This window comes from Aquabacterium sp., from assembly GCF_049317225.1.
Taxonomy (GTDB): Bacteria; Pseudomonadota; Gammaproteobacteria; order Burkholderiales; family Burkholderiaceae_C; genus Aquabacterium.
In genome coordinates, this window is the sequence record NZ_JBMOIR010000028.1 from 1 (window position 1) to 22,974 (window position 22,974).

Genomic DNA, 22,974 nt, shown 5'->3' on the forward strand with positions numbered 1-22,974 from the left:
GTCGGGTTGGCGTTGCGAGGCAGCTTTTGCAGCTCAAGACGGGCGGCGTAACGCTCTTCTTCCGACTTCTTGGCATCATCGATGATGGCCTTGAGTTCGGCGTACTTAGCGGCGTACTTGGCAACCAGCTTTTCGCGTTTTTCTTCGCGTTGCTTCAGAGAGACTTTTGCCACGATGCACCTCAGTTCTTGAACGGGAACTTGAAAGCAGCCAGGAGAGCCTTGGCTTCTTCGTCAGTCTTGGCCGTCGTGGTGATGCTGATGTTCATACCACGGATGGCGTCGATCTTGTCGTACTCGATTTCCGGGAAGATGATCTGTTCTTTGACGCCAACGTTGTAGTTGCCGCGACCGTCGAACGAGCGACCATTGATACCGCGGAAGTCACGGACGCGAGGCAGCGACACGGTGACGAAGCGGTCCAGGAATTCATACATGGTGACGCCACGCAGGGTGACCATGCAGCCGATAGGCATGTTTTCGCGAATCTTGAAACCAGCGATAGCCTTACGGGACATGGTGATCACGGGCTTTTGGCCAGCAATCTTGGTCAGGTCGCCAACGGCGTGGTCCATGACCTTCTTGTCCGACACGGCTTCCGACACACCCATGTTCAGGGTGATCTTGGTCAGACGCGGCACTTCCATGATCGACTTGTAACCGAACTGCTTCATCAGTTCGGGAACGATCTTTTCACGGTAGATCTGTTGCAGGCGAGCTTGTTGTTGAGCCATTTGCTACCTCGTCAAGCCTTGATTTCTTCGCCGCTGGACTTGAAGACGCGCACTTTCTTGCCGTCGTCCAGGAGCTTGATGCCGACGCGGTCAGCCTTGCCAGAAGCAGGGTTGAAAATCGCCACGTTGGACTGATGGATAGGCATGGTCTTGTCGACGATGCCGCCGGTGGTGCCCTTCAGCGGGTTGGGACGCACGTGTTTCTTGACCACGTTCACGCCATCAACCAGCAGATGGTCGGCATCAACGCGAGCAGCCACAGTGCCGCGCTTGCCTTTGTCACGACCAGTCAGAACGATGACTTGGTCGCCAGTCTTGAGCTTGTTCATAAAAGCTGTCCTTTGCGTTGCGCCGAGGGATTACAGAACCTCGGGGGCCAGCGACACAATCTTCATGAAGCGCTCGGAACGCAGTTCACGCGTCACGGGGCCGAAGATACGAGTGCCGATAGGCTCCAGCTTGTTGTTCAGCAGCACAGCGGCGTTGCCATCAAACTTCACCAGGGAACCGTCTTGACGACGAACACCCTTGGCGGTGCGGACGACCACAGCGCTGTAGACTTCGCCCTTCTTGACGCGGCCACGAGGTGCAGCTTCTTTGATGCTCACCTTGATGATGTCGCCAATACCGGCGTAACGACGCTTTGAGCCACCGAGCACCTTGATGCACATGACGCTCTTAGCACCCGTGTTGTCAGCGACATCAAGTCGCGATTGCATTTGGATCATGGTGTACCCCAACTTGGCCCGGCCGGCTGCGCAAACCACTGCACAACAACGGACGGTCAGTCTTGGGCCCGTAGAACGGGCGGATCTGAACAAACAACTGACTCTGAGAATCCTGCCGCAGCGTTTTGCAGTTTGAGTCCTACGAAACGAGGGTTTTCAGGCCAAAGCCAGCCGCTTGAACAGCGAAGCCTTGCATTATGCATGAGCCCGGGACCCGTGGTCAAGTACCCGGTGCAAAAAAATGCAAGAGCGAAATACGAGGTGCCGAAGCACCCCAGCGGAAAGAAACAAGTAGGCGCCGAAACGCGGCGATCAGGCCGTGCCACCGACGGTCAGGCCGTCGATCCGCAGCGTGGGCTGCCCCACACCGACGGGCACGCTTTGACCATCCTTGCCACAGGTACCGACGCCTGGGTCAAGGGCCAGATCGTTACCGATCATGCTGACGCGGGTCATGGCGTCCGGGCCGTTGCCGATCAAGGTTGCCCCTTTGACCGGGTATTGGATTTTACCCTTTTCGACCCAATACGCCTCGGAGGCCGAGAACACGAACTTGCCTGAGGTGATGTCGACCTGGCCGCCGCCGAAGTTGACGGCATACAAGCCGCGTTCGATCGACGCCACGATTTCCTGTGGGTCTTTGTCACCGGCCAGCATGTAGGTGTTGGTCATCCGCGGCATGGGCAGGTGCGCGTAGCTTTCACGGCGACCGTTGCCCGTGGGCGCGGTTTTCATGAGACGGGCGTTGGTAGCGTCTTGCATGTAGCCACGCAAAATGCCGTCTTCAATCAGCACGGTGCGTTGGGTGACATGCCCCTCATCATCGATGTTGAGTGAGCCACGGCGGTCAGGCAAAGTGCCATCGTCCAGCACGGTGACGCCTTTGGCGGCCACGCGCTGCCCCACCCGGCCCGAGAAGACACTGGAACGTTTGCGGTTGAAGTCCCCCTCAAGGCCGTGCCCCACGGCCTCGTGCAGCAGAATGCCAGGCCAGCCGTTGCCCAGCACGACGGTCATTTCACCAGCGGGCGCGGGGCGTGCTTCCAAGTTCACCAGGGCCGCGTGAACGGCTTGATCCACATAGCCTTGCGTGACTTCCTGCGTGAAGTAGGCGAGGTCATAGCGCCCACCGCCGCCGGACGAACCAACTTCACGGCGGCCGTTTTGCTCGGCAATGACAGTGACCGAAAGGCGGATGAGCGGGCGAACGTCGGCCGCGAGGGTGCCGTCAGCCCGGGCGACCATCACGACGTCGTATTCGCAGCCCAGTCCCGCCATGACCTGCACCACGCGGGGGTCTTTGGCGCGAGCGCGGCGCTCCACGTCCTCCAGCAGGGCGACTTTGGCCGTGCTGTCGAGCGAGGCAATGGGGTCGAACGAGGGGTAAAGGGTGCGACTGGGGGCGATGCGATGCTCGGCGCCCACGCGCACGCGGCGGCTTTGGCCGGCTGCCGCAATGGTGCGCACCGTGCGCGCCGCGTCGAGCAAGGCGGCTTCGGAAATGTCGTCGGAGTACGCGAAAGCCGTCTTTTCACCGGACACCGCGCGCACGCCCACCCCTTGATCGATGCCAAAGCTGCCGGACTTGACGATGCCCTCTTCCAGGCTCCAGCCTTCGCTGCGGGTGTACTGGAAGTAGAGGTCTGCGTCATCGACCCGGTGCTCGGTGATGAGTTTCAGGGCTTTGAGCAAGGTGGCCTCATCCAGCTGATACGGCGCGAGCAACAACTCGCGGGCGGTCTGGAGGCGGGCAATGGTGGCGTCAACAGCGATCATGTCTGCATTGTAGGCAAGGAGCGGTTCAGTCGTCGTGCTCATGGTCTCGCTCTTGTTTCCACGCGAGCGCCATGTCATAGAGTGCCTTGCGGGGGTGACCCGTGGCGTCAGACACCAAACCCGCCGCCTGTTTGACCGGGAAGTGCTGGAGCAAATGCTTGAACAACTCGGCTTGGGCGGGCGTCAACACGGCCTCGTCGTCAGTCAAGGGCTGCGCATGCACCACCAAAACGAACTCCCCCCGCTGACGATGGCCGTTTTCAGCCACCCACGCACCCAACTCCCGAACCGGAACGGTGGCGATTTCTTCAAACTGCTTGGTCAGCTCCCGACATACGGTGACGCGCCCAAGTGGGAGTGCGTCATGCAGTTCTTTGGCAAGGGCCTCAATGCGATGCGGGGCCTCGAACAGTACAAGGCTGTAAGGCTGCGTCGCAATGTCACGTAGAGCTGCGCTACGCTGCGCCCCCTTGGAAGGCAAAAAACCGAGGAAGCGGAAGCCATGCGCCTGTGTGTCGCCAGCGACACTGACCGCCGTCACGACACTGCTGGCACCGGGTAAGGGGACCACTGAGAGGCCGGCACTTTGCGCCGCAGCAACCAGATGCGCGCCAGGATCCGAAACGGCCGGTGTGCCCGCATCACTGACATAAGCCACCCTCGCACCGTCTTGCATCTGCCGAACGAGGGACTGCGCCCCCAACACTTCATTGTGCTGATGGAGGGGCACGAGCTTCTTGTCCATGCCCAGGTGCCGCAAAAATTGCCCCGTGACCCGGGTGTCCTCGCACGCCACCACATCAGCCAAAGCCAGCGCCTGAACCGCCCGAAGCGTGATGTCGGCCAGGTTGCCAATGGGCGTGGCCACCAAATACAGCGCGCCTTTGGGATACTGCTGGCCGCCGGCCACCTGTTGGGCCGCGTGGAGCAGCGAATTGGCATCGAAGGTCACAACAAAATCCCAGGGTGATGAGGCAGAGGAGCGGGCGTTACAGCATCTGCTGGCGCAGGGGCTGACATTGGTTGAGCGCAATTATCGGGTCGCCAGAGGGCCCAGCGCACGAGGGGCAGAGGTTGACCTCATCATGAAAGACGTTGACACGGAAGGAACACTGGTTTTTGTGGAGGTTCGTTTCCGCCGAAACGCGCAGCATGGCGGCGCGGCCGCCACAGTATCCCGGACCAAGCAGCAGCGCTGCATTTTGGGCGCCAGACACTATTTGATGTCCCTGCGCGCTCTTCCGCCCTGTCGCTTCGATGTGGTGGCCATTGATGGCGAGCAGTTGTCGTGGCTGCGCGGCGCATTCGATGCCTATTAGAGCGGCCGGAGGCTGTGCTGCCGTATGATCCGCGGCATGCCGGATACCCCTTTTCAGCAAACTTACTTGCAGCAACCGATGCTGGAGACAGCAGACTGGTTGTATCAGTCATCGGAGCGCCTGGCTCAGCAATTGAATTACGCTGCGCAGGCCATCATGCACACCATCACGTCAGGTGGAAAAGTGCTGTGCGCGGGAGAAGCCGAAGCCGCCTGGTTGGCCCAGCAGGCCGCAACGTGGCTGGTCAATGGCACCGGCCGGGAGCGACCTCCGCTGGCAGCGCTGGCCCTGACCCCGCCCCATTCCCCCATGCAGGCCAGCTTGAGTCAGCAGGTTCGTGCACTGGGTCACCCTGGCGATGTGTGGCTGGCGTTTTCGCTGGAGCGCGATGACCCGGATTTGCTGGCAGCCACCGAAGCGGCGAGCGAGCAGGATCTGACCATCGTGGCATTCACTGGCGAAGGGGCCCGTACGCTGGGCCCGCAATTGAGAGACACCGATGTGTGGGTGCCGCTTCCCGGGACCCGCGCAAGTACTTTGTTTGCCATCGCCTGGCTGGCCCTGGAAGGGTTGTGCGGTGCGGTGGACACCCACTTGTTAGGAGAAGATGCGTGATGCAACGTTTCACCGTTCGACACTTTGCGGTTCGCGCCACGGCGTTGCTGCTGGCCACTGCCAGTTTGAGCGCTTGCGCGCCCTTGGTTTTGGGCACTGCTGTGGGGGGGGCCTTCATGGCCACCGACCGCCGCACGTCGGGCATGCAACTGGAAGATCAGACCATTCAGCTCAAGGCACGCAACCGCGCACTGGATGTGTTGGGTGACCGCGGCCACCTGAATGTGAATGCGTACAACCGTTTGGTCTTGCTGACGGGCGAAGTGCCCACGGAAGCCGACCGCGACGCGGTGGGGCAGGCTGTTGCGCGCACGGAGAACGTGACCGCCGTGGTGAATGAGTTGGCCGTCAGCCTCAACTCATCGCTGAGCTCCCGCGCCAGCGATGTGGCACTGGCCACCAAGGTCCGCGCCACATTGGTGGATGCGCGCGACCTGCTGAGCAATGCGTTTGACATCGTGGTCGAACGCGGCGAGGTTTACCTGATGGGGATGGTGACCGAGCGGGAAGCGAACCGAGCCGCCGAACTGGTCTCCACCATTCAGGGCGTTCGCAAGGTCGTGAAGGTCTTCCAGATCATCAGTGAAGACGAACTGGCCCGCAAGCTGCCGCGTCCTGCCCCGGTGAGCAACGGCAGCAGCACAGCGCCCTGAGCCCGCTCGTCAACGCAAGCGCTTGATCAGGCTGGATGTATCCAGCCTGCCGCCCCCCATGGCTTGGACGTCGGCGTAAAACTGGTCGATCAGGGCGGTCACAGGGAGCCTGGCGCCCATCCGACGGGCTTCGTCCAGAACCAACCCCAAGTCCTTGCGCATCCAGTCGACCGCGAACCCGAAATCGAACCGATCGTCGATCATGGTGGGGCCACGGTTGACCATCTGCCAGCTGCTTGCCGCCCCCTGCGAGATCACCTGCAGGACCTGGGGCATGTCCAGCCCGGCCTTCTGACCGAATGCCAGGGCTTCTGCAAGGCCTTGCAACAAGCCCCCCACAGCGATCTGGTTGACCATTTTGGCCAGCTGCCCCGCGCCACTTTCACCGAGCAGGGTCACGGCTTTGGCGTAAGCCGCGATCACGGGTTGAACGCGTGCGAAAGCCTCCGCATCACCACCGCACATGATGGTAAGCACCCCATTGATCGCCCCAAGGTTCCCCCCCGACACCGGCGCGTCAAGGAAGGCCAAGCCTTGTTGCGCCGCGCGCTGAGCCAGCTCACGAGCGACTTCCGCGGAAGTGGTGGTGTGGTCCACCAGCACACCTCCTGCCGCCATCGACTGGAAGGCCCCTTGGGCGCCGATGGTCACCTCGCGCAAGTCGTCGTCATTGCCAACACACGTCACCACGATGCTCGCACCTTGGGCGGCGGCTGCGGGCGTCTCGGCCATGGCACCACCATGCGCCACCACCCACGACTGAGCCTTGGCTACCGTGCGATTGAACACCGTGACGGTGTGCCCCGCTCGCAGCAAATGCGCGGCCATGGGAGCCCCCATCGTCCCCAGCCCGATGAAAGCAATCCGTTGGGAGGGTGTGGGCAAATAGGTTTTGTCTGCAACAGTCATCGGCAAGCTCCGGAACAGGAGTTGCCGATTCTGTCAGATCAGACAATCTTCATGTGTTCTGTGCCGGCAGAAAGATCCTGACTGCGCGCGCGCTGGCTGTTGAGCTTGATCTGCAGGCGCAAATCATTGAGCGAATCCGCGTTGCGCAGGACGTCTTCATAGGTGACGTAGTTGCCTTCGTACAGGTCGTAGAGCGCCTGGTCAAAGGTTTGCATGCCCAGTTCGCGCGACTTCTTCATGATCTCCTTGATCTCGCCCACTTCGCCCTTGAAGATGAGGTCGGAGATCAGCGGCGAGTTCAGCATGACCTCGACCGCAGCCACCCGCCCCTTACCCTCTTCGCGCGGCAACAGGCGTTGCGAGACCAGCCCCTTGAGGTTAAGCGACAAGTCCATCAGCAACTGCGCGCGACGCTCTTCGGGGAAGAAGTTGATGATACGGTCCAGCGCCTGGTTGGCACTGTTGGCGTGCAGGGTGGCCATGCAGAGGTGCCCGGTTTCGGCAAACTGAACGGCATGCTCCATGGTCTCGCGGTCGCGGATTTCGCCCATCAGGATCACATCGGGGGCTTGGCGCAAAGTGTTCTTGAGCGCCATCTCCCAGCCTTCGGTGTCGATGCCAATTTCACGTTGGGTCACGATGCAGTTCTTGTGCGGGTGCACGAACTCGACCGGGTCTTCCAGCGTGATGATGTGCCCATAGGTGTTCTCGTTGCGGTGGTCCACCATGGCCGCCAGGGTGGTGGATTTGCCTGAACCCGTTGCACCGACCAGGATCACCAGGCCCCGCTTGGTGAGCGCGAGTTCCTTGAGGATTTGCGGCAACCCCAGACCGTCCACGGTGGGCAGTTGCTGGGGAATGACCCGCAGCACGATGCCCACGTGCCCTTGCTGCACAAAGGTGTTCACCCGGAAACGCCCGATGCCGCCTGGCGAGATCGCAAAGTTGCACTCCTTGGTGCGCTCGAACTCGGCGGCCTGCTTGTCGTTCATGATCGAACGAGCCAAGGCCACGGTGTGATGCGGTGTCAGAGGCTGGGGAGACACCTTCGTGATCTTGCCGTCCACCTTGATGGCGGGAGGAAATTCCGCTGTCAGGAACAAGTCGGAGCCGCCGCGCGCCACCATGAGTCGCAACAGATCGTTGATGAATTTCGAGGCCTGATCGCGTTCCATGATGTGTGACGTCCTGAAGTTTGGAAGATTCGGAAGTGATCGACGTAGATCAGGCTGAGGTCAGCAAGGCGCCCAGGCGCGCGCTGAGATGACGCATGCGCAGGGACAAGCGGCGAGCAATGGCCCCCATCAGGGCCATGCCAAGACGAGGCTCTTCGATCGCCAACTCATCCATGGTGGAATGCGTGAGCACCGCCAGTGTGCAACGACTGAGTGTCAGGCACGAGGCGAAACGTGCACCGGCATCCAGCAGCGACATCTCGCCCAGGATGTCGCCTTCGCGGGCCTCAGCCAAGCGCGCACGCGCGCCTGTGGGTTGAATGCGATCCACGGCAACCAGGCCGTCCAGCACGACCAAGGCGTAATCACCCTTCTCGTCCTGGACGATCAGTTCACGGCCAGCAGGCACGCTCACAAAATGCACGTGCTCCAAAAGCTTGTGCAACTCCTCTGGGGGCAAGGAGGCCAGCAAGGCATCCCCCCCCCATGCTTTGAGGAGCAAGCCCAAGCCCTGTTGTCCGTCAATGGCCTGCGCGCCCACACCCAGCGCGCGCGCTTGCCACGCCGAGCTGATGCGCAGGTCCACCGGTCGCTCCATGAACTGGGTGACGAAGTAACCCTCGTCATCTGCCTGCGCGGCAGGCTCGACACGGCGGTTGGGCGTGTTGCCGACAAAACGGTCCAGCAATCGTTTCATGTCACATCAGCCCGGGAAGTTTTCAGGGATCTTGGCCTTGGAACGCGCCTCGGAAGCCGAGATCACATTGCGACGAACCAAGTCGGACAGGTTTTGATCCAAGGTCTGCATGCCCATGTTGCTACCGGTCTGAATGGCAGAGTACATCTGGGCGATCTTGTTTTCGCGGATCAGGTTGCGGATCGCAGGGGTACCGATCATGATTTCATGGGCGGCGACCCGGCCATTGCCGTCCTTGGTCTTGCACAAGGTCTGCGAGATCACGGCCTGCAGCGACTCGGACAGCATGGCGCGCACCATTTCCTTTTCGGCGGCGGGGAACACGTCCACGATCCGGTCCACGGTCTTGGCGGCGCTGGAGGTGTGCAGCGTGCCAAACACCAAGTGACCGGTTTCGGCGGCGGTCAGGGCCAGGCGGATGGTTTCCAGGTCGCGCATTTCGCCCACGAGGATGGCGTCGGGGTCTTCACGCAATGCCGAGCGCAGGGCATTGGCAAAGCTGAGGGTGTGCGGGCCGACTTCACGCTGGTTGATCAGGCATTTCTTGGCGTCGTGCACGAATTCGATCGGGTCTTCCACCGTCAGGATGTGGCCGTACTCGGTTTCGTTGAGGTGGTTGATCATTGCCGCCAGCGTGGTCGACTTACCCGAACCCGTTGGGCCTGTCACCAGCACCAGACCGCGCGGCTTGAGCGCCAGATCACCAAACACGCGCGGCGCATTCAGTTGCTCCAGCGTCAGGATCTTGGAAGGAATGGTCCGGAAAACAGCACCCGCCCCGCGGTTTTGGTTAAAGGCGTTGACGCGGAAACGGGCCAGGCCCTGAATCTCGAACGAAAAGTCACATTCCAGCGTCTCTTCGTAGTGTTTCCGCTGCGCATCGTTCATGATGTCGTAGACCATCTCATGAACCTGCTTGTGGTCCAGAGCATCGACGTTGATGCGACGCACGTCACCGTGCACACGGATCATGGGCGGCAGGCCGGCCGACAAGTGCAAGTCAGAAGCCTTGTTCTTGACCGAAAACGCCAGCAATTGGGTGATGTCCATGGATGATGTCGAGGCCTGTGCTAAGTAATGCAAACATTATGGCGACGATCGCAAACAACCTACAACTCGTAAGAAGCCGGATAAACGCGGCGTGTTCACGTCTGGGCCGTTCCACAGACAGTATCAGGCTACTTGCGGTCAGTAAAACGTTTCCGGCTGAGGCTGTGCGAGAAGCATTTGACGCGGGTCAACGTTGCTTTGGCGAGAACTATGTTCAGGAGGCCATCGACAAGATCCAGACGCTGTCGGACCTGCGCAGCCAGATCGAGTGGCACCTCATTGGCCCACTGCAAAGCAACAAGACCCGCGTGGTGGCCGAACACTTCGACTGGGTGCAAACGGTGGATCGCCTGAAGATTGCACAACGACTGAGCGAGCAGCGGCCGGCGCACCTGCCGCCCTTGCAGGTGTTGGTGCAGGTCAACACGAGCGGCGAAGACACCAAAAGCGGCGTCGCCCCGGCCGAAGCACTGAAGCTGGCCCAGCAGGTGGCAGCCCTGCCTCGACTGACATTGCGCGGCGTGATGGCCCTGCCCGCCCCCACACCCAATCCGCAGGCCCAAGCGGCCGCGCTGGCCCAGGTCCGTGTCGTATTCGACCAACTGAAGGCTGCGGGCTTGCCCATCGACACGCTGTCCATGGGCATGAGTGGGGATCTGGAGGCAGCCGTTGAGCAGGGATCCACCATGGTGCGCGTGGGCACCGCGATTTTCGGACACCGCTGACGCGTGATGCGATCACGCCCGAGTTCGGGCATGATCTCGCCCTTATGAGTACTCCCATCGACATCGCATTCATCGGCGGCGGCAACATGGCCACTGCCATCATCGGCGGCCTGCTGCGTCAAGGGCGCGAGCCCGCCAGCATTCTGGTCATTGACCCGGTGGCAGAGCAGCGCCAACGCCTCACCGAAAATCTGGGTGTTCAGACGGCAGAAGGCCCCGAAGCGATCCTGAGCACGGCCCGTACCGTGGTGTGGGCGGTGAAGCCGCAACAATTCAAAGATGCGGCGCAAAGCTATGCGCTGTTGACCGATCAGGCTTTGCACTACAGCGTGATGGCTGGCCTGCGAACCGACGACATGGCTCGCCTGCTGGGCACCCCGCGCATCGTGCGCGCCATGCCCAACACACCAGCCCTCGTCGGCCAAGGCATGACCGGCCTGTTCGCACGGCCCGAAGTGAGCCACGATGAGCGCGATCAGATCGAGCAGATGGTGGCGACGACTGGTGCCCATCTGTGGGTAGACCAGGAAGCCGACCTGGACGCGGTGACGGCACTGTCTGGCTCGGGCCCGGCCTACGTGTTTTATTTCATCGAAGCCATGATGCAGGCGGCCCAGGACATGGGACTGAGCGCCGATCAAGGCCGCCAACTGGCGCAAGCCACGTTTGCAGGGGCCACCGCTTTGGCGCAACAGTCCCCAGACAGTCCGGCCACACTGCGTGAGCGTGTGACCTCCAAGGGCGGGACCACGTATGCAGCCCTGACGCACATGGATGGCGCAGGCATCAAGGCTGCGTTCATCGAAGCCCTGCGCGCGGCCCAACGCCGCGCCGCCGAACTGGGCGACGAGTTCGGACGCTGATTCAGCGCAGGGCGAGGTCCAGCGCCGCGCCCGCCCACACGGCCAGGCCTAGCCAGTGGTTGAGGCGGAACGCCTTGAAGCACGACAGGCGGTCGCGGTGACGGATGAGGGTGTAGTGATACACCGCCTGGATGGCTGCCACCAGCAGCCCCAGGTTGAACCACACGCCGAGTCCGCTCAGACGGCCGGCCTGGTACCAGGCCAGCAGGCACACGGCATAAAAGGCCATGATGCCGGCCACGTCAAAACGCCCCAAGGTGATGGCCGAGGTGCGGATGCCGATCTTGAGGTCGTCTTCGCGGTCGACCATGGCGTACTCGGTGTCATAGGCCAGCACCCAGCACAGCTTGCCCAACAGCAGCCAGCCGACCACCGCCGGAATGTGGTCCTGCACGGCCGAAAACGCCATGGGAATGCCGAAGCTGTAGGCCACGCCAAGCACCGCCTGTGGCATGGCGAAAAAGCGCTTGGTGAAGGGGTAGAAAATGGCGACGGCCAAGGCCCCGAAGGACAAGGCAATGGTGTAGCCATTGGTGGTCAACACCAGGGCGAAGGACACCAGCGCCAGCGCGGCGCCCACCAGCAAGGCTTCCTTGGTCGAGATCCGACCACTGGTCAGTGGCCGGGCCGCCGTGCGTGCGACATGCAGATCAAAGTCCTTGTCGGCGAAGTCATTGACCGCGCACCCGGCGCTGCGCATGAGGATCGTGCCCAGCGTGAACACGATCAGCAAATGCCAGCCCGGGAAGCCCTGAGCCGCGATCCACAAAGCGAGGAGCGTGGGCCACAGGAGCAGGAGCCACCCTTGCGGGCGGTCCCAGCGGATCAGATCCAGATACAGCGACCAGCGGTCGCGCCAAGTCAGAGGAGTGGTGTTCGTCACACCCGTGATTATCGCGATGCCGACGCCGTTTCCTGCGCAGCACGATCCAGCCAACCGCCACCCAAAGCCTTGTAGACCGAGATGTGGGCTTGCTGACGCGCCAGTTGCGCAGCAATCAGCGCCTGCTGGGCCGTGAACAGGCTGCGCTGCGCATCCAGCAGGTCCAGCTGGTTGGCCACACCGGTGTCATAGCGCAACGTGGCCAGACGCAAGCGTGCGGCTTCCGCTTGGGCTTGCGCCAGCTGCGCATCGGCTTGCTCGGCATAGGTGCGCCGCGCCACCAGTGCATCGGCCACTTCCTTGAAGGCTGTCTGGACGGCCTTGTCGTACTGCGCCACCGCCATGTCGCGCTTGACCTTGGCGCTGTCGACGCCAGCCGCAGTGCGGCCCATGTCAAACAGAGGCACGGCCAGCGACGGTGCAAAGTTCCAGGCGTTGCGGCCATCATCGAACAGACCCGACAGGGAATCGCTCACCACCCCGGCGCTGGCCGTCAGGCTGATGCGAGGGAAGCGCGCGGCACGCGCGGCACCGATGTTGGCATTGGCAGCGATCAGCTGTTGCTCAGCCTGGGCGATGTCGGGACGCTGCAGCAGCACCTCCGACGACAACCCGGTCGGCAACTCGGACAGCGCAGGCCACAAGGTGCCTTGCACCACCTGTGCGGCCGATTGGCTGTTGGCCGAACGACCCAAAGACTGGGCATCCAGTTGTGGCACCGGAGGCAGCAGATCGGCAGGCACCGACTGCCCCAGCAACACGCTCAAGGCACTCAGATCCTGAGCCCATTGACGCTGGGCCTGCGCCCGGGTGACCTTGGCGGCTTCGACCAGAGATTGCGCCGAACGCAAATCCAGCTCGTTGAGCACCCCGTTGTCAAACTTCAGCTGCAACAGGCGCAAAGAGTCCTGACGCGTGGTCAAGGTCTGCTCAGCCAGCGCCAGCTGCCAACGGTCGGCCCACAGGGCGTAGTAGCCATTGGCCACGGATGCCACCAGGCTGATGTGGACGCTCTTGCGCGACTCTTCCGAGGCCAGTACCTGGGCCGACGCCACATCGCTCAACGCTTTGACACGCCCGAACAGGTCCAACTCAAAGGAAGCCAGTGACACCCCGCCCGTCACCGTGGTGGTCAGGGGGTAAGGTGAAGCACTGGATGGCCCCCGCGAACCGTTGACCACGCCGTTGAGTGTGGGGAAACGATCGGCGTTCTGGATTTGATACGCCGCACGCAGTTGCTCGATGTTCAGCACCGCCACGCGCAAGTCGCGGTTGTTGTCCAGTGCGCGACGAATCAGGCTTTGCAGCCGTGCATCCGGAAAGTATTGCGTCCACGGTACTTGCGCCACGTTGCCAGCAGGCGCCGACGCCCCCCCCGTTGCCGCATCCGGCAAGGTGGCCGGCACGGCCAGTTCGGGGCGCTCATAGGTGGGTACCAGCGAGCATCCGGACAGCGCACTCGCCACCAGCAGCGCCAGCAACGTGGGGCGGGTCAAGGCCTTCACGGTGATCGACGACTTATTCATGACGAGACTCCACTTCGGACTGGGTTGGCTTGGCCGGGAAGAAGCGGCGCACCACCACAAAGAACACAGGCACGAAGAACACCGCCAGCACCGTGGCTGCGATCATGCCGCTCATGACGCCGGTCCCAATGGCACGCTGGCTGGCTGCACCGGCGCCGTTGGCGATCACCAGAGGCAGCACGCCCAGGATGAAGGCCAGGGAGGTCATGATGATGGGGCGGAAACGCAGGTGACAGGCCTGCAAGGTGGCCTCGATGACCCCCATGCCCTTGGCCTGCAACTCGCGAGCGAACTCGATGATCAGGATCGCGTTCTTGGCTGACAGGCCGATGATCGTGATCAGACCCACCTTGAAGAACACGTCATTGGGCAGACCGCGCATCGTGGCACCCAGCAGGGAGCCCAGGATACCGAGCGGCACCACCAGCATCACGGCAAACGGCACCGACCAGCTTTCGTACAAGGCCGACAGGCACAGGAACACGGCCAGCAGCGAGAAGACCAACAAGGCCGTGGCTTGCGAGCCCGAGAGCTGCTCTTCACGAGACAAGCCGGTCCACTCGATGCCAATGCCCGGTGGCAACTTGGCGGCCAGCGCTTCGACTTCGGCCATGGCCTGGCCCGTGCTGAAACCGGCCGCGGCGTCGCCCGCCAAACGCATGGACGGATAACCGTTGTAGCGCACCGCTTGCATCTGACCCGTGACCCACCGTGCCGACATGAAGGCCGACAGAGGCACCGACTGGCCGGCACTGTTGGTCACATTGATCTGCATGAGCTGCTCGGGCTGCATGCGGGCCTGCGCATCCGACTGCACCACCACACGCTGCATGCGAGAGCGATTCGGGAAGTCGTTGATGTACGACGAGCCCAGTGCGGTGGACAAGGTGGAACTGATCGCGTCAAAACTCACGCCCAGGGCGTAGGCTTTGTCGCGGTCGATGTCGAGTTGCAATTGAGGCGCATCTTCCAGGCCATCCGGACGGACGCCGGTGACCACCTTGCTTTGCGACAGCATGCCCAGCATCTGGTTGCGGGCCGCCAGCAAGGCGTCATGGCCCAACCCGCCACGGTCTTGCAAACGCAGCGAGAAGCCGGTGGCATTGCCCAGTTCGCGAATCGGCGGCGGGTTCAGCGGGAAGATGAAAGCATCACGAATGCCCATCAGCGCACCGAATGCACGCTTGGCGACCGCCTGCGACGAATGCTCTTCGCCCTTGCGCTCGGCAAAGTCCTTGAGGGTCACGAATGCCAGGGCGGCGTTCTGCCCCGTGCCGGAGAAGCTGAAGCCGACCACACCGACCACCGACTGCACTTCTGGCTGCTTCTGGAAATAGTTTTCCACTTGAGAGATCACCGCCTCGGTCCGCGGCGCCGTGGCGCCTGGTGGCAATTGCACGTTGACGATCAGGTTGCCCTGGTCTTCGTTGGGCAGGAAGGCGGCAGGCATGCGCACATACAGCCAGCCCACCACACCGACGATCAGCGCGTACAGGATCAGTACGCGGCCCCCACGGTGCACCAGCTTGGCCGCCACACCCTCGTAACCGTGTGTGGTCGAGGAGAAGAAGCGGTTGAACCAGCCAAAGAAACCGGTTTTCTCATGGTGATCGTCCGGCACGGGCTTGAGCAGGGTGGCGCACAGCGCGGGCGTCAAGGACAGCGCCAGGAAAGCCGAGAACAGCATTGAGGCGACCATCGACAGCGAGAACTGACGATAGATGTTGCCCACCGAGCCGGAGAAGAAAGCCATCGGGATGAACACCGACACCAGCACCACGGTGATCCCGATGATGGCCCCACTGATCTGGCCCATGGCCTTCTTGGTGGCCGCGTAGGGCGACAACCCTTCTTGCGCCATCAGGCGCTCGACGTTCTCCACCACGACGATGGCATCGTCCACCAGAATACCGATGGCCAGCACCATGCCGAACATGGTCAGCACGTTGATGGAGAACCCGGCCACTTGCATGATGCCGAAGGTGCCCAGCAGGGCCACTGGCACCACGATGGTCGGGATCAGGGTGTAGCGGAAGTTCTGCAGGAACAGGTACATCACCAGGAAGACCAGGATCACGGCCTCCACCAGCGTCTCCACCACCTGCCCGATGGACACCTCGATGAAGCCCGAAGTGTCGTAAGGGAAGGAATAGCTCACGCCTTGCGGGAAGTACTTCTGCAACTCAGCCATGCGCGCCTTGACCAGCTTGGCCGACTCCAGCGCATTGCCGGTTGGCGACAACTGGATGCTCATGCCCAGTGCGGGCTTGCCGTTGAGGCGGGCGTAGGTGCCGTAAGTCTGCGCGCCCAACTCCAGTCGGGCCACATCCTTCAGGCGAACGGTGGCGCCATCGGCCTTCGCACGCAGCACGATGTTGCCAAACTGCTCGGTGTTTTCCAGCTGACCGTTGACCACCACGGTGGCGGTCATGGTCTGATCGATCAGGTTAGGGCGATCGCCCAAGGCGCCCGCAGGCACCAGCGCGTTCTGCGCCTTGATGGCACTGTTGACATCCGACAGGCTCAAACCATAAGACACCAGCTTGGCCGGATCGACCCACACGCGCATGGCGCGTTCGGTACCGAACAGCTGGACCTGGCCGATGCCCTTGACACGTTGCAGCTCGGGCAGGATGTTGCGCGAAGCGTAGTCACCCAAAGCCACCGGGTCGTAAGCCGGGTTTTCGGAGGACAGCATCACGAACATCAGCACGTTGCTGCGCGACTTGTCGACCTTCACGCCCTGCTGCGTCACCGCGGCTGGCAGGCGGGGGGTGGCTCGCGACAGACGGTTTTGCACATCCACCTGCGCAAGGTCGATGTTGGTGCCCGTTTCAAACGTGACGGTGATGGACCCCGTCCCGTTGGCCTGGCTGACGGACTCCATGTAGGCCAGCCCGGGCGAGCCGTTGAGTTCCTGCTCGATCACGCTGATGACGGATTCGTCCAGCGTTTTGGCGGAAGCCCCCGGATACGTTGCACTGATGACCACCGATGGCGGCGCCACCGTGGGGTACTGCGCAATCGGCAATTGTGTGATGGCCACCCCGCCAAAGATCAGGATGAACAGCGCGATCACCCAGGCAAAGATGGGCCTGTCAATGAAAAAACGTGGCATGACTGGGCTCCCGTCTTAGCGCGAAGCGGCCGAGGCTGCGGCAGCAGCGGATGCGGCCCCCATGGCGGGCGGCGTGCCAGGCAGTGCGGGAGGGGTCCACGGCACGGCCTTCACGGGCGCCTTCGGATTCATCATCTTCTGGAAGCCATCGACCATGACCTGCTCACCGGCTTTCAAGCCACCCAGAACCACCCACTGGTTGCCCTTGGCGCCCCCCAGTTGCACAGGACGTGGCGAGACCATGCCCTTGTCATCGACCACCATGACGGTGTCGCCCTGACCGCTGCGGGTCACGGCCTGTTGCGGCAGCATGATGCCGCCTTCGACCTGAGCCTGGGCCAGACGCACACGCACGTACATGCCGGGCAGCAGCAAGCCATCGGGGTTGGGCAGTTCGGCGCGCAATGACACCTGACCCGATGTGGCGTCCACGCTCAGATCCGAAAACAGCAGCTTGCCAGGCAGGGGGTATTCCTTGCCGTCATCCAGCACGACGCGAATTTCGGCCGCATCGGTGCCCACGCGCTTGAGCGAACCGGCCTTCAAGGCCGCACGCAGCTTGATGACCTCGTTGGCCGACTGCGTGAAATTCACATACAGCGGGTTGATTTGCTGGATCACGGCCAGTTGGGTGGCATCGCCCTGCCCCACCAAGGCGCCTTCGGTCACCAGTGCGCGACCAATGCGGCCCGAAATGGGCGCCGACACCCCGGCATAGCCCAGGTTGATGCGGGCGGTCTGCACCGCCGCCTTGGTCGAGGCCACATCGGCCTGTGCCTGACGCTGCGCCACTTGCGCATTCAGGAACTCTTGTGGACTGATCGCCTTGGCCGCATTCAGCGGCTGATAACGCTCGACCAGCGCGCTGGCCTGGGCCAGGTTGGCCTCGGCTTTGGCTTGGGCCGCCACAGCGCTGTCCAGTGCGGCCTGATAGGTAGCCGGATCAATCTGGAACAAAGGCTGCCCGGCCTTCACATCGGCCCCTTCGGTGAACAGGCGCTTTTGCAGGATGCCCGCCACCCGCGCACGCACTTGCGCAGTACGGACGGCTTCCAGGCGCCCCGGCAGTTCACTCATCACCGGCACGCTGCCCGGCGCCACCTTGATCACGCCGACCTGAGCTGGAGGCATGCCCCCCGCAGCCGCACCGGCTGGCGCACCGGCCTTGCCACCCTTGTCATCGCCACACCCTGTCAGCATGGCCGCCGCCAGCGCACACAGCGCCAGCATGCCCACCGAGTTGGCGGTCCACTTCAGGATTTCATCTTTTTTCGTCCGCGCGAACGACTTTGCATCACGACTGGCCATGGGGCACCTCAAAATTTATTTGCCTGGTCAACTATATTGAATGGCACTATACATACATTCATGCATGTATGTTGTGAACTGCGCGACAATACCTCAGTCCATTCACGGTTTTTTACTCACCGACATGCGCCGAACCAAAGAAGACGCCCAACAAACCCGCGAAGCCCTGCTGGACGCGGCAGAGTTGCTGTTTGCGCAACGCGGCGTTTCACGCACCTCGTTACAGGATATCGCCAAGGCGGCCGGCATGACACGGGGTGCGGTGTACTGGCACTTCAAAGACAAGTCGGAATTGTTCAATGCCATGATGGAACGCACCGCTTCACCCATGGAGGAGTCGCTGCAAGCCTTGGCGCACACCGAGCAATCCCCCTTGGCCGAGTTGCGACGCTCCGCACACGACGCACTGCACCGCATTGCGCATGACCCTCGCACGCGCAGGGTCTTCGACATCGCCCACCAGAAGGTGGAATACGTGGACGACCTGCTGGGCATCCGGGACCATCATCAGGACATTCACCGCAGCTGCCAGCAACACTTGCTGACCGCCCTCAGCAAGGCACAAGCGCAAGGTGAGTTACCCGAGGCGCTGGACATCCGCATCGCCACCCTGAGCTACCAGGCCATGCTCAACGGCCTGATCCACGAATGGCTGCTCACGCCCGACAGTTTTGATCTGGTCGAAACAGGCCTGAAATGCATCGACCTGTTTTTTGCCGGCTGGCGTCAGGCCGGCGCCACCACGCCGTCGGTCGCCTCGTCGAGCCCGCCATCGGCATCCAGGTGACGGGTATCTGCCCACGCCATCAAGCTGAAGCTCTCCGGGCTGTACAGCACACGGTTGATGCTGGCATTGGTGATTTTCCAGGTCCGGGGGGCTTCTAGCGCAACATGAGTGGCCGCGCGGTAAAAGCAGTCCAGCACGCCGCCGTGCGCCACGACGACCACGGTCTGCCCGGGATGAGCCTCGGCCACTCGGCGTAAAGCCCCGACACAGCGCTCGTAGAACGCGCTCAACGTTTCCCCGCCATCCGGCCCGTAGTGAGGATCGCGATCTCGCCAGCGGCGCGCATCGTCAGGCCACTGCGCGTGGATCTCACTGTGGGTCAGCCCCTCCAGCCGCCCAAAATGCCGCTCACGCAACTGCTCATCTAGCTGCAAAGGCCGCGAAACGGTTCGCGCAATTGCCTCGGCCGTGTCCCGTGCGCGCTGCAAATCGCTGCTGAAAACCGCATCGACCCCCTCGTCAGCAAGGGCCAGGGCCACACGTTCAGCCTGCCATCGCCCCACATCGTTCAAGGGGATATCGGTATGCCCCTGGATGCGAGAGTCGATGTTCCAGGCGGTTTCGCCATGGCGGATCAAAAGGAGACGGGTGACGCGATCTGACATGACGTCATCATGCCTGAGTCTGGCCGCCGACTCACACACCCCAGACGATGGGCTTGTCCGCCGCCAGAGCTTGTTCAATCATTTGAATGAAAGGCCAGGCACGCTGCCGCAGGCTGACAGGCTCATCACCAAAGGCTGGTGCGCGATCATCCTCTGCGTCGTCGGACGACTCAACCACCGGCGCAGAAGGTGGTAACTCCACCCGCTCGTCGGTGATGGCGTGCAACACCCGCAAGGCCGCCGGCATGTCCTTGACCTCCAAAATGCCTTGCCCCAGGCTATTGTCCTTGCCCAGCAAGCGCAGCAGCGCTTCGGCCGGCGCCTGCAACATGAGCAAATCGGCGGTGGCTTGAGATTTGAATTTCACAGACATGGCCTGGCGCCTTCCTCTTGAGAACACAGTTTCAAGGATAGCTCAGCCCTACCGCCACACCTCGGCTTGTGACAACATGCGCACCATGTCGCCCACCCCACGATGAGCCTCGCCATGACCCAGCCAACCCCGACGCATGTGCTGTATCTGCACGGCTTTCGCTCCTCTCCCCAATCCAACAAAGCGCGCATCCTGGAAGTGGCCATCCAGGGCCGCTCACGGCCGGATCAGCCTCTCACGTGGGCCTGCCCGCAACTCCCGCCCTCCCCCGACGACGCGCTGGCGGTCATGCTGGCCACGGTGAACGACTGGCCCCGCGACCGCATGGCCGTCATCGGCTCGTCCCTGGGCGGGTTCTATGCCACGGTACTGGCCGAGCGGCTGGGTTGCCATGCGGTGGCGATCAACCCTGCGGTGGCACCGGCCCGTGATCTGGCGCGTTACATCGGCGAGCAGACCAACTTTCACAATCCGGCTGACCGTTTCTTCTTCCGCGCCGAATTCATCGGGCAATTCGAGGCGATGGATCCCTACCCTCTGCCCCACCCCGAGCGCTATCACGCCCTGATTGCCGAGGGCGACGAGGTGCTGGACTGGCGGGAAATGGTGGCGCACTACGAGGGGGCGTCCATCAAATTGCTCGACGGCAGCGACCACGCCATCAGCGAGTTTGATCAGTACGTGGACGAGGTGTTGAGCTGGCTCGGTTTGCCCCCGCACAAGATGGGACAATCGCCGTCTTGACTCCAGAATCCTGATCGATGTTTGCTCTGTTTGATGACGCCGGGAAGTTCCTGGCTGGCCGCGTGATGTCTGAAGCCGATGCTTCGATGCAAATCGAGCTCGACTCGGGCAAACGCGTCAAGGTGAAAGCCGCCAATGTGCTGATCAAGTTTGCCAAGCCGTCCCCGGCCGAACTGGTGGCGCAGGCGCAAGCCATGAGCAGCGACATCGACGTCGACCTGGTCTGGGAAGTCGCCCCCGAAGAAGACTTCGGCTTCGACGACCTCGCCAAGGAGTACTTCAGCGCCAGCGCCGATGCCATTCAGCAGGCGGCCATGCTGATGCGCTTGTTCGAGACGCCGCACTACTTCCACCGTCGTGGCAAGGGCCGCTTCAAGAAGGCGCCGGAAGACATCCTCAAGCAGGCCCTGCTGGCCATTGAGCGCAAAAAACAGCAGGCCCTGCAAATTGCCGCCTGGGCGGATGAGCTGGCCGCGGGCACCTGCCCGGCCCCCATCAAGGAACAGCTTTACAAGATCCTGTTCAAGCCCGACAAAAACGGGCCTGAGTACAAGGCCGTGGTCGAGGCAGCAAAGGCCACACAGCGTGCGCCGCTGGACCTGCTCAAGAGCGCCGGTGCCATCGACAGTCCCTACCAGTTCCACTGGAAGCGTTTCCTGTTCGAGAACTTCCCGAAGGGCGCGGGCTTCCCGGCGCTGGACGCGCCCCCGATCAAGGACGACCTGCCGGTCGCGGCGGTACAGGCCTTCTCCATCGACGACTCGATGACCACCGAGATCGACGATGCGCTGTCCGTTCAAGGCCTGGGCACCGGCACCGTGACCTACGGCATCCACATTGCGGCCCCCAGCCTGGCCATCCTGCCGGGCTCGCCGGTGGATCAGGTGGGGCGTGCGCGCATGTCCACCGTGTACATGCCCGGTCACAAGATCACCATGCTGCCCGACGAGGTCGTGCAGACCTACACGCTGCAAGAAGGTCGTGATTGCCCGGCCGTGTCGCTGTACGTCACCTTTGATGAGGCCACGCTGGAGCGCAAGGGCAGCGAAACCAAGCTGGAGCGTGTGCCCATTGCGGCCAACCTGCGCCACGACAAGCTGGACGGCGTCATCACCGAGCCCACGCTGACCGGCGAGGCCCCGGCCGACTACGCCTTTGCGGCCGAACTGGCCTTTGCCTTCCGACTGGCCAAGCACCTCAAAGCCCAGCGCGAAGTGGTGCGCGGCAAGCCTGAAAACTTCAACCGCCCCGACTACACCTTCAAACTGGTGAGCGAAGCCGGCACCAACACGATGAGCGACGGCATCGAGCCCCAGGGCGGCGAGCAAGTCATCATCGGCACCCGCCTGCGCGGCGCCCCGCTGGACCTCATCGTGGCCGAAGCCATGATCCTGGCCAACAGCACCTGGGGCGGCTGGCTGGCCGAACTGGGCGTGCCCGGCATCTACCGCAGCCAGGCCAGCTTGCAGCCCGGCATCAAGGTGCGCATGAGCACCAAGGCCTTGCCGCATGCCGGCATGGGCGTGGCGCAGTACACCTGGGCCACCTCACCGCTGCGTCGCTATGTGGACCTGGTGAACCAGTGGCAGATCGTGGCCTGCGCCAAGAACGGCCGCACCGCCGCCTTGGCCGCGCCCTTCAAGCCGAAAGACGCCGAGCTCTTCGCCATCATTTCCAACTTCGACACGGCCTACAGCACCTACAACGGTTTCCAGTCCAGCATGGAACGCTACTGGACCCTGAAATACCTGGGCCAGCAGGACCTGACCGAACTGGACTGCGCCGTCATGGTCAACGGCCTGGTCCGCGCCGACAGCCTGCCGCTGGTGTTCAAGGCCATCGGGGCCGACAGCCTGCCGCGTCATGCCCGCGTGCGGGTGCGCGTCACCGGTGTCGACCTGCTGACCCTGGATGTGCACGCCAGCGTCATCGCTCGACTGGATGAGGCCGGCACCACAGATGAGGGTGAATCCGGCGACGAAGGCGAGGACGAGGTGCTGGACAATGCAGGACCACTGACCCTGGCCATCGACGTCAACGACGCCGAGGCGCCAGCCGGAGATGCTCCCGCCGCCTGACACGGAACACCACGGATGCTGCAACGCCTTCGCGCCTTTTGGAACCGTCTGACCCTGCTGCAGATTTGCCTGGGGGGCTCGGCCTTGCTGCACATCGGCCTGTTCAGCTTCCGGCTGGTGGACCCGGAGGGCTTCAACCGCACCTTCAAGGACACGCCGCTGGAGGTGATCCTGGTCAACGCGGGCACCGAGGCCGCCCCCGAAAAGGCCCAGGCCCTCGCCCAGCAGAACCTCACCGGTGGCGGCGAAGCCAATGCCGGGCGCGCCACCTCGCCCCTCCCCCCCTCGCAGGACAGCGAAACCGGGGAC

General features: G+C 62.6%; 23 protein-coding genes and 2 pseudogenes. 9 read left to right on the forward strand and 16 right to left on the reverse strand.

The genetic code is table 11. The features are described from left to right. From ACOYNB_RS13385 to rsmI, 6 genes and pseudogenes are all read right to left on the reverse strand, one after another. Positions 1–173: pseudogene (locus ACOYNB_RS13385) on the reverse strand (30S ribosomal protein S14); the annotation flags it as partial. 8 nt (positions 174–181) lie between these two features. Continuing rightward, on the reverse strand, positions 182–733 hold the full coding sequence (gene rplE / locus ACOYNB_RS13390) for a 50S ribosomal protein L5 (RefSeq protein ID WP_374256213.1): 552 nt from the start codon (positions 731–733) through the stop codon (positions 182–184). An 11-nt stretch (positions 734–744) separates the two neighbouring features. Continuing rightward, positions 745–1,062, reverse strand: coding sequence for a 50S ribosomal protein L24 (gene rplX, locus ACOYNB_RS13395; protein ID WP_374256215.1), 318 nt, complete (start codon positions 1,060–1,062; stop codon positions 745–747). Positions 1,063–1,092: 30 nt separating this feature from the next. Then, the gene (rplN, locus tag ACOYNB_RS13400; protein ID WP_119156770.1) at positions 1,093–1,461 is read right to left on the reverse strand and encodes a 50S ribosomal protein L14; all 369 of its coding nucleotides are present in this window, start codon (positions 1,459–1,461) and stop codon (positions 1,093–1,095) included. Between the two features lie 312 nt (positions 1,462–1,773). After that, positions 1,774–3,237 carry a metalloprotease TldD gene (gene tldD, locus ACOYNB_RS13405; protein ID WP_422839517.1) on the reverse strand — a complete coding sequence of 488 codons (1,464 nt, stop codon included), beginning with the start codon at positions 3,235–3,237 and terminating at the stop codon, positions 1,774–1,776. Positions 3,238–3,262: 25 nt separating this feature from the next. After that, positions 3,263–4,189, reverse strand: coding sequence for a 16S rRNA (cytidine(1402)-2'-O)-methyltransferase (gene rsmI / locus ACOYNB_RS13410; RefSeq protein WP_422839518.1), 927 nt, complete (start codon positions 4,187–4,189; stop codon positions 3,263–3,265). Between rsmI and ACOYNB_RS13415 the strand changes: the two genes are divergently transcribed. From ACOYNB_RS13415 to ACOYNB_RS13425, 3 genes are read left to right on the forward strand one after another with little or no spacing between them, the layout of a single operon-like run. Continuing rightward, positions 4,173–4,556, forward strand: a complete 384-nt coding sequence (locus ACOYNB_RS13415; protein ID WP_422839519.1) for a YraN family protein — start codon at positions 4,173–4,175, stop codon at positions 4,554–4,556. The two genes, rsmI and ACOYNB_RS13415, sit on opposite strands and share 17 nt — an antisense overlap. Positions 4,557–4,592: 36 nt before the next feature. Then, entirely contained in the window at positions 4,593–5,171 is a 579-nt protein-coding gene (locus ACOYNB_RS13420; protein ID WP_374256222.1) for an SIS domain-containing protein, read from the forward strand. Beyond that, positions 5,171–5,824, forward strand: a complete 654-nt coding sequence (locus ACOYNB_RS13425) for a BON domain-containing protein (RefSeq protein WP_422839520.1) — start codon at positions 5,171–5,173, stop codon at positions 5,822–5,824. Before ACOYNB_RS13420 ends, ACOYNB_RS13425 begins: the two co-directional genes overlap by 1 nt. 9 nt (positions 5,825–5,833) lie before the next feature. On the opposite strand, the gene ACOYNB_RS13430 is transcribed toward ACOYNB_RS13425, so the two are convergent. From ACOYNB_RS13430 to ACOYNB_RS13445, 4 genes are read right to left on the reverse strand one after another with little or no spacing between them, the layout of a single operon-like run. After that, positions 5,834–6,733 (reverse strand): NAD(P)-dependent oxidoreductase, encoded by a 900-nt coding sequence (locus tag ACOYNB_RS13430; protein ID WP_422839521.1) that lies wholly within the window; start codon positions 6,731–6,733, stop codon positions 5,834–5,836. Positions 6,734–6,771: 38 nt separating this feature from the next. After that, positions 6,772–7,908, reverse strand: a complete 1,137-nt coding sequence (locus ACOYNB_RS13435) for a PilT/PilU family type 4a pilus ATPase (RefSeq protein WP_374256226.1) — start codon at positions 7,906–7,908, stop codon at positions 6,772–6,774. A gap of 49 nt (positions 7,909–7,957) precedes the next feature. Continuing rightward, complete coding sequence (locus tag ACOYNB_RS13440) at positions 7,958–8,605, reverse strand: Crp/Fnr family transcriptional regulator (RefSeq protein WP_422839522.1); 648 nt, start codon at positions 8,603–8,605, stop codon at positions 7,958–7,960. Positions 8,606–8,611: 6 nt separating this feature from the next. Further along, positions 8,612–9,655 carry a type IV pilus twitching motility protein PilT gene (locus ACOYNB_RS13445; protein WP_374256229.1) on the reverse strand — a complete coding sequence of 348 codons (1,044 nt, stop codon included), beginning with the start codon at positions 9,653–9,655 and terminating at the stop codon, positions 8,612–8,614. 38 nt (positions 9,656–9,693) lie between these two features. On the opposite strand from ACOYNB_RS13445, the gene ACOYNB_RS13450 reads away from it, so the two are divergent. Continuing rightward, the gene (locus ACOYNB_RS13450; RefSeq protein ID WP_422839523.1) at positions 9,694–10,380 is read left to right on the forward strand and encodes a YggS family pyridoxal phosphate-dependent enzyme; all 687 of its coding nucleotides are present in this window, start codon (positions 9,694–9,696) and stop codon (positions 10,378–10,380) included. A gap of 44 nt (positions 10,381–10,424) precedes the next feature. Continuing rightward, a complete protein-coding gene (gene proC / locus ACOYNB_RS13455; protein WP_422839524.1) occupies positions 10,425–11,243 on the forward strand; it encodes a pyrroline-5-carboxylate reductase in 819 nt (272 codons plus the stop codon). 1 nt (position 11,244) lies between these two features. On the opposite strand, the gene ubiA is transcribed toward proC, so the two are convergent. From ubiA to ACOYNB_RS13475, 4 genes are read right to left on the reverse strand one after another with little or no spacing between them, the layout of a single operon-like run. Continuing rightward, positions 11,245–12,126 (reverse strand): 4-hydroxybenzoate octaprenyltransferase, encoded by an 882-nt coding sequence (ubiA, locus tag ACOYNB_RS13460; RefSeq protein WP_422839525.1) that lies wholly within the window; start codon positions 12,124–12,126, stop codon positions 11,245–11,247. 8 nt (positions 12,127–12,134) lie between these two features. Beyond that, a complete protein-coding gene (locus ACOYNB_RS13465; protein ID WP_422839526.1) occupies positions 12,135–13,652 on the reverse strand; it encodes an efflux transporter outer membrane subunit in 1,518 nt (505 codons plus the stop codon). After that, positions 13,645–16,770 carry an efflux RND transporter permease subunit gene (locus tag ACOYNB_RS13470; RefSeq protein ID WP_422839527.1) on the reverse strand — a complete coding sequence of 1,042 codons (3,126 nt, stop codon included), beginning with the start codon at positions 16,768–16,770 and terminating at the stop codon, positions 13,645–13,647. The genes ACOYNB_RS13465 and ACOYNB_RS13470 overlap by 8 nt, the downstream gene beginning before the upstream one ends. A 15-nt stretch (positions 16,771–16,785) precedes the next feature. Then, positions 16,786–18,000: an efflux RND transporter periplasmic adaptor subunit gene (locus ACOYNB_RS13475; protein WP_422839532.1), complete on the reverse strand. Its 1,215-nt coding sequence runs from the start codon at positions 17,998–18,000 to the stop codon at positions 16,786–16,788. Positions 18,001–18,202: 202 nt separating this feature from the next. Here ACOYNB_RS13475 and ACOYNB_RS13480 point away from each other — a divergent pair, with 202 nt between their 5' ends. Continuing rightward, positions 18,203–18,865 carry a TetR family transcriptional regulator gene (locus ACOYNB_RS13480; protein WP_374256238.1) on the forward strand — a complete coding sequence of 221 codons (663 nt, stop codon included), beginning with the start codon at positions 18,203–18,205 and terminating at the stop codon, positions 18,863–18,865. Here ACOYNB_RS13480 and ACOYNB_RS13485 read toward each other — a convergent pair. Both ACOYNB_RS13485 and ACOYNB_RS13490 read right to left on the reverse strand, forming a co-directional pair. Continuing rightward, entirely contained in the window at positions 18,805–19,470 is a 666-nt protein-coding gene (locus ACOYNB_RS13485) for a histidine phosphatase family protein (RefSeq protein ID WP_422839528.1), read from the reverse strand. The two genes, ACOYNB_RS13480 and ACOYNB_RS13485, sit on opposite strands and share 61 nt — an antisense overlap. A 31-nt stretch (positions 19,471–19,501) precedes the next feature. After that, positions 19,502–19,843: a DUF1840 domain-containing protein gene (locus ACOYNB_RS13490; RefSeq protein WP_422839529.1), complete on the reverse strand. Its 342-nt coding sequence runs from the start codon at positions 19,841–19,843 to the stop codon at positions 19,502–19,504. Positions 19,844–19,957: 114 nt separating this feature from the next. Here ACOYNB_RS13490 and ACOYNB_RS13495 point away from each other — a divergent pair, with 114 nt between their 5' ends. The 3 genes and pseudogenes from ACOYNB_RS13495 to ACOYNB_RS13505 all read left to right on the forward strand — a co-directional run. Continuing rightward, a complete protein-coding gene (locus tag ACOYNB_RS13495) occupies positions 19,958–20,587 on the forward strand; it encodes a YqiA/YcfP family alpha/beta fold hydrolase (RefSeq protein ID WP_422839530.1) in 630 nt (209 codons plus the stop codon). A 17-nt stretch (positions 20,588–20,604) separates the two neighbouring features. Next, positions 20,605–22,665, forward strand: a complete 2,061-nt coding sequence (locus tag ACOYNB_RS13500; protein ID WP_422839531.1) for a ribonuclease catalytic domain-containing protein — start codon at positions 20,605–20,607, stop codon at positions 22,663–22,665. A gap of 15 nt (positions 22,666–22,680) precedes the next feature. After that, positions 22,681–22,974, forward strand: a pseudogene (locus ACOYNB_RS13505) (energy transducer TonB); the annotation flags it as partial.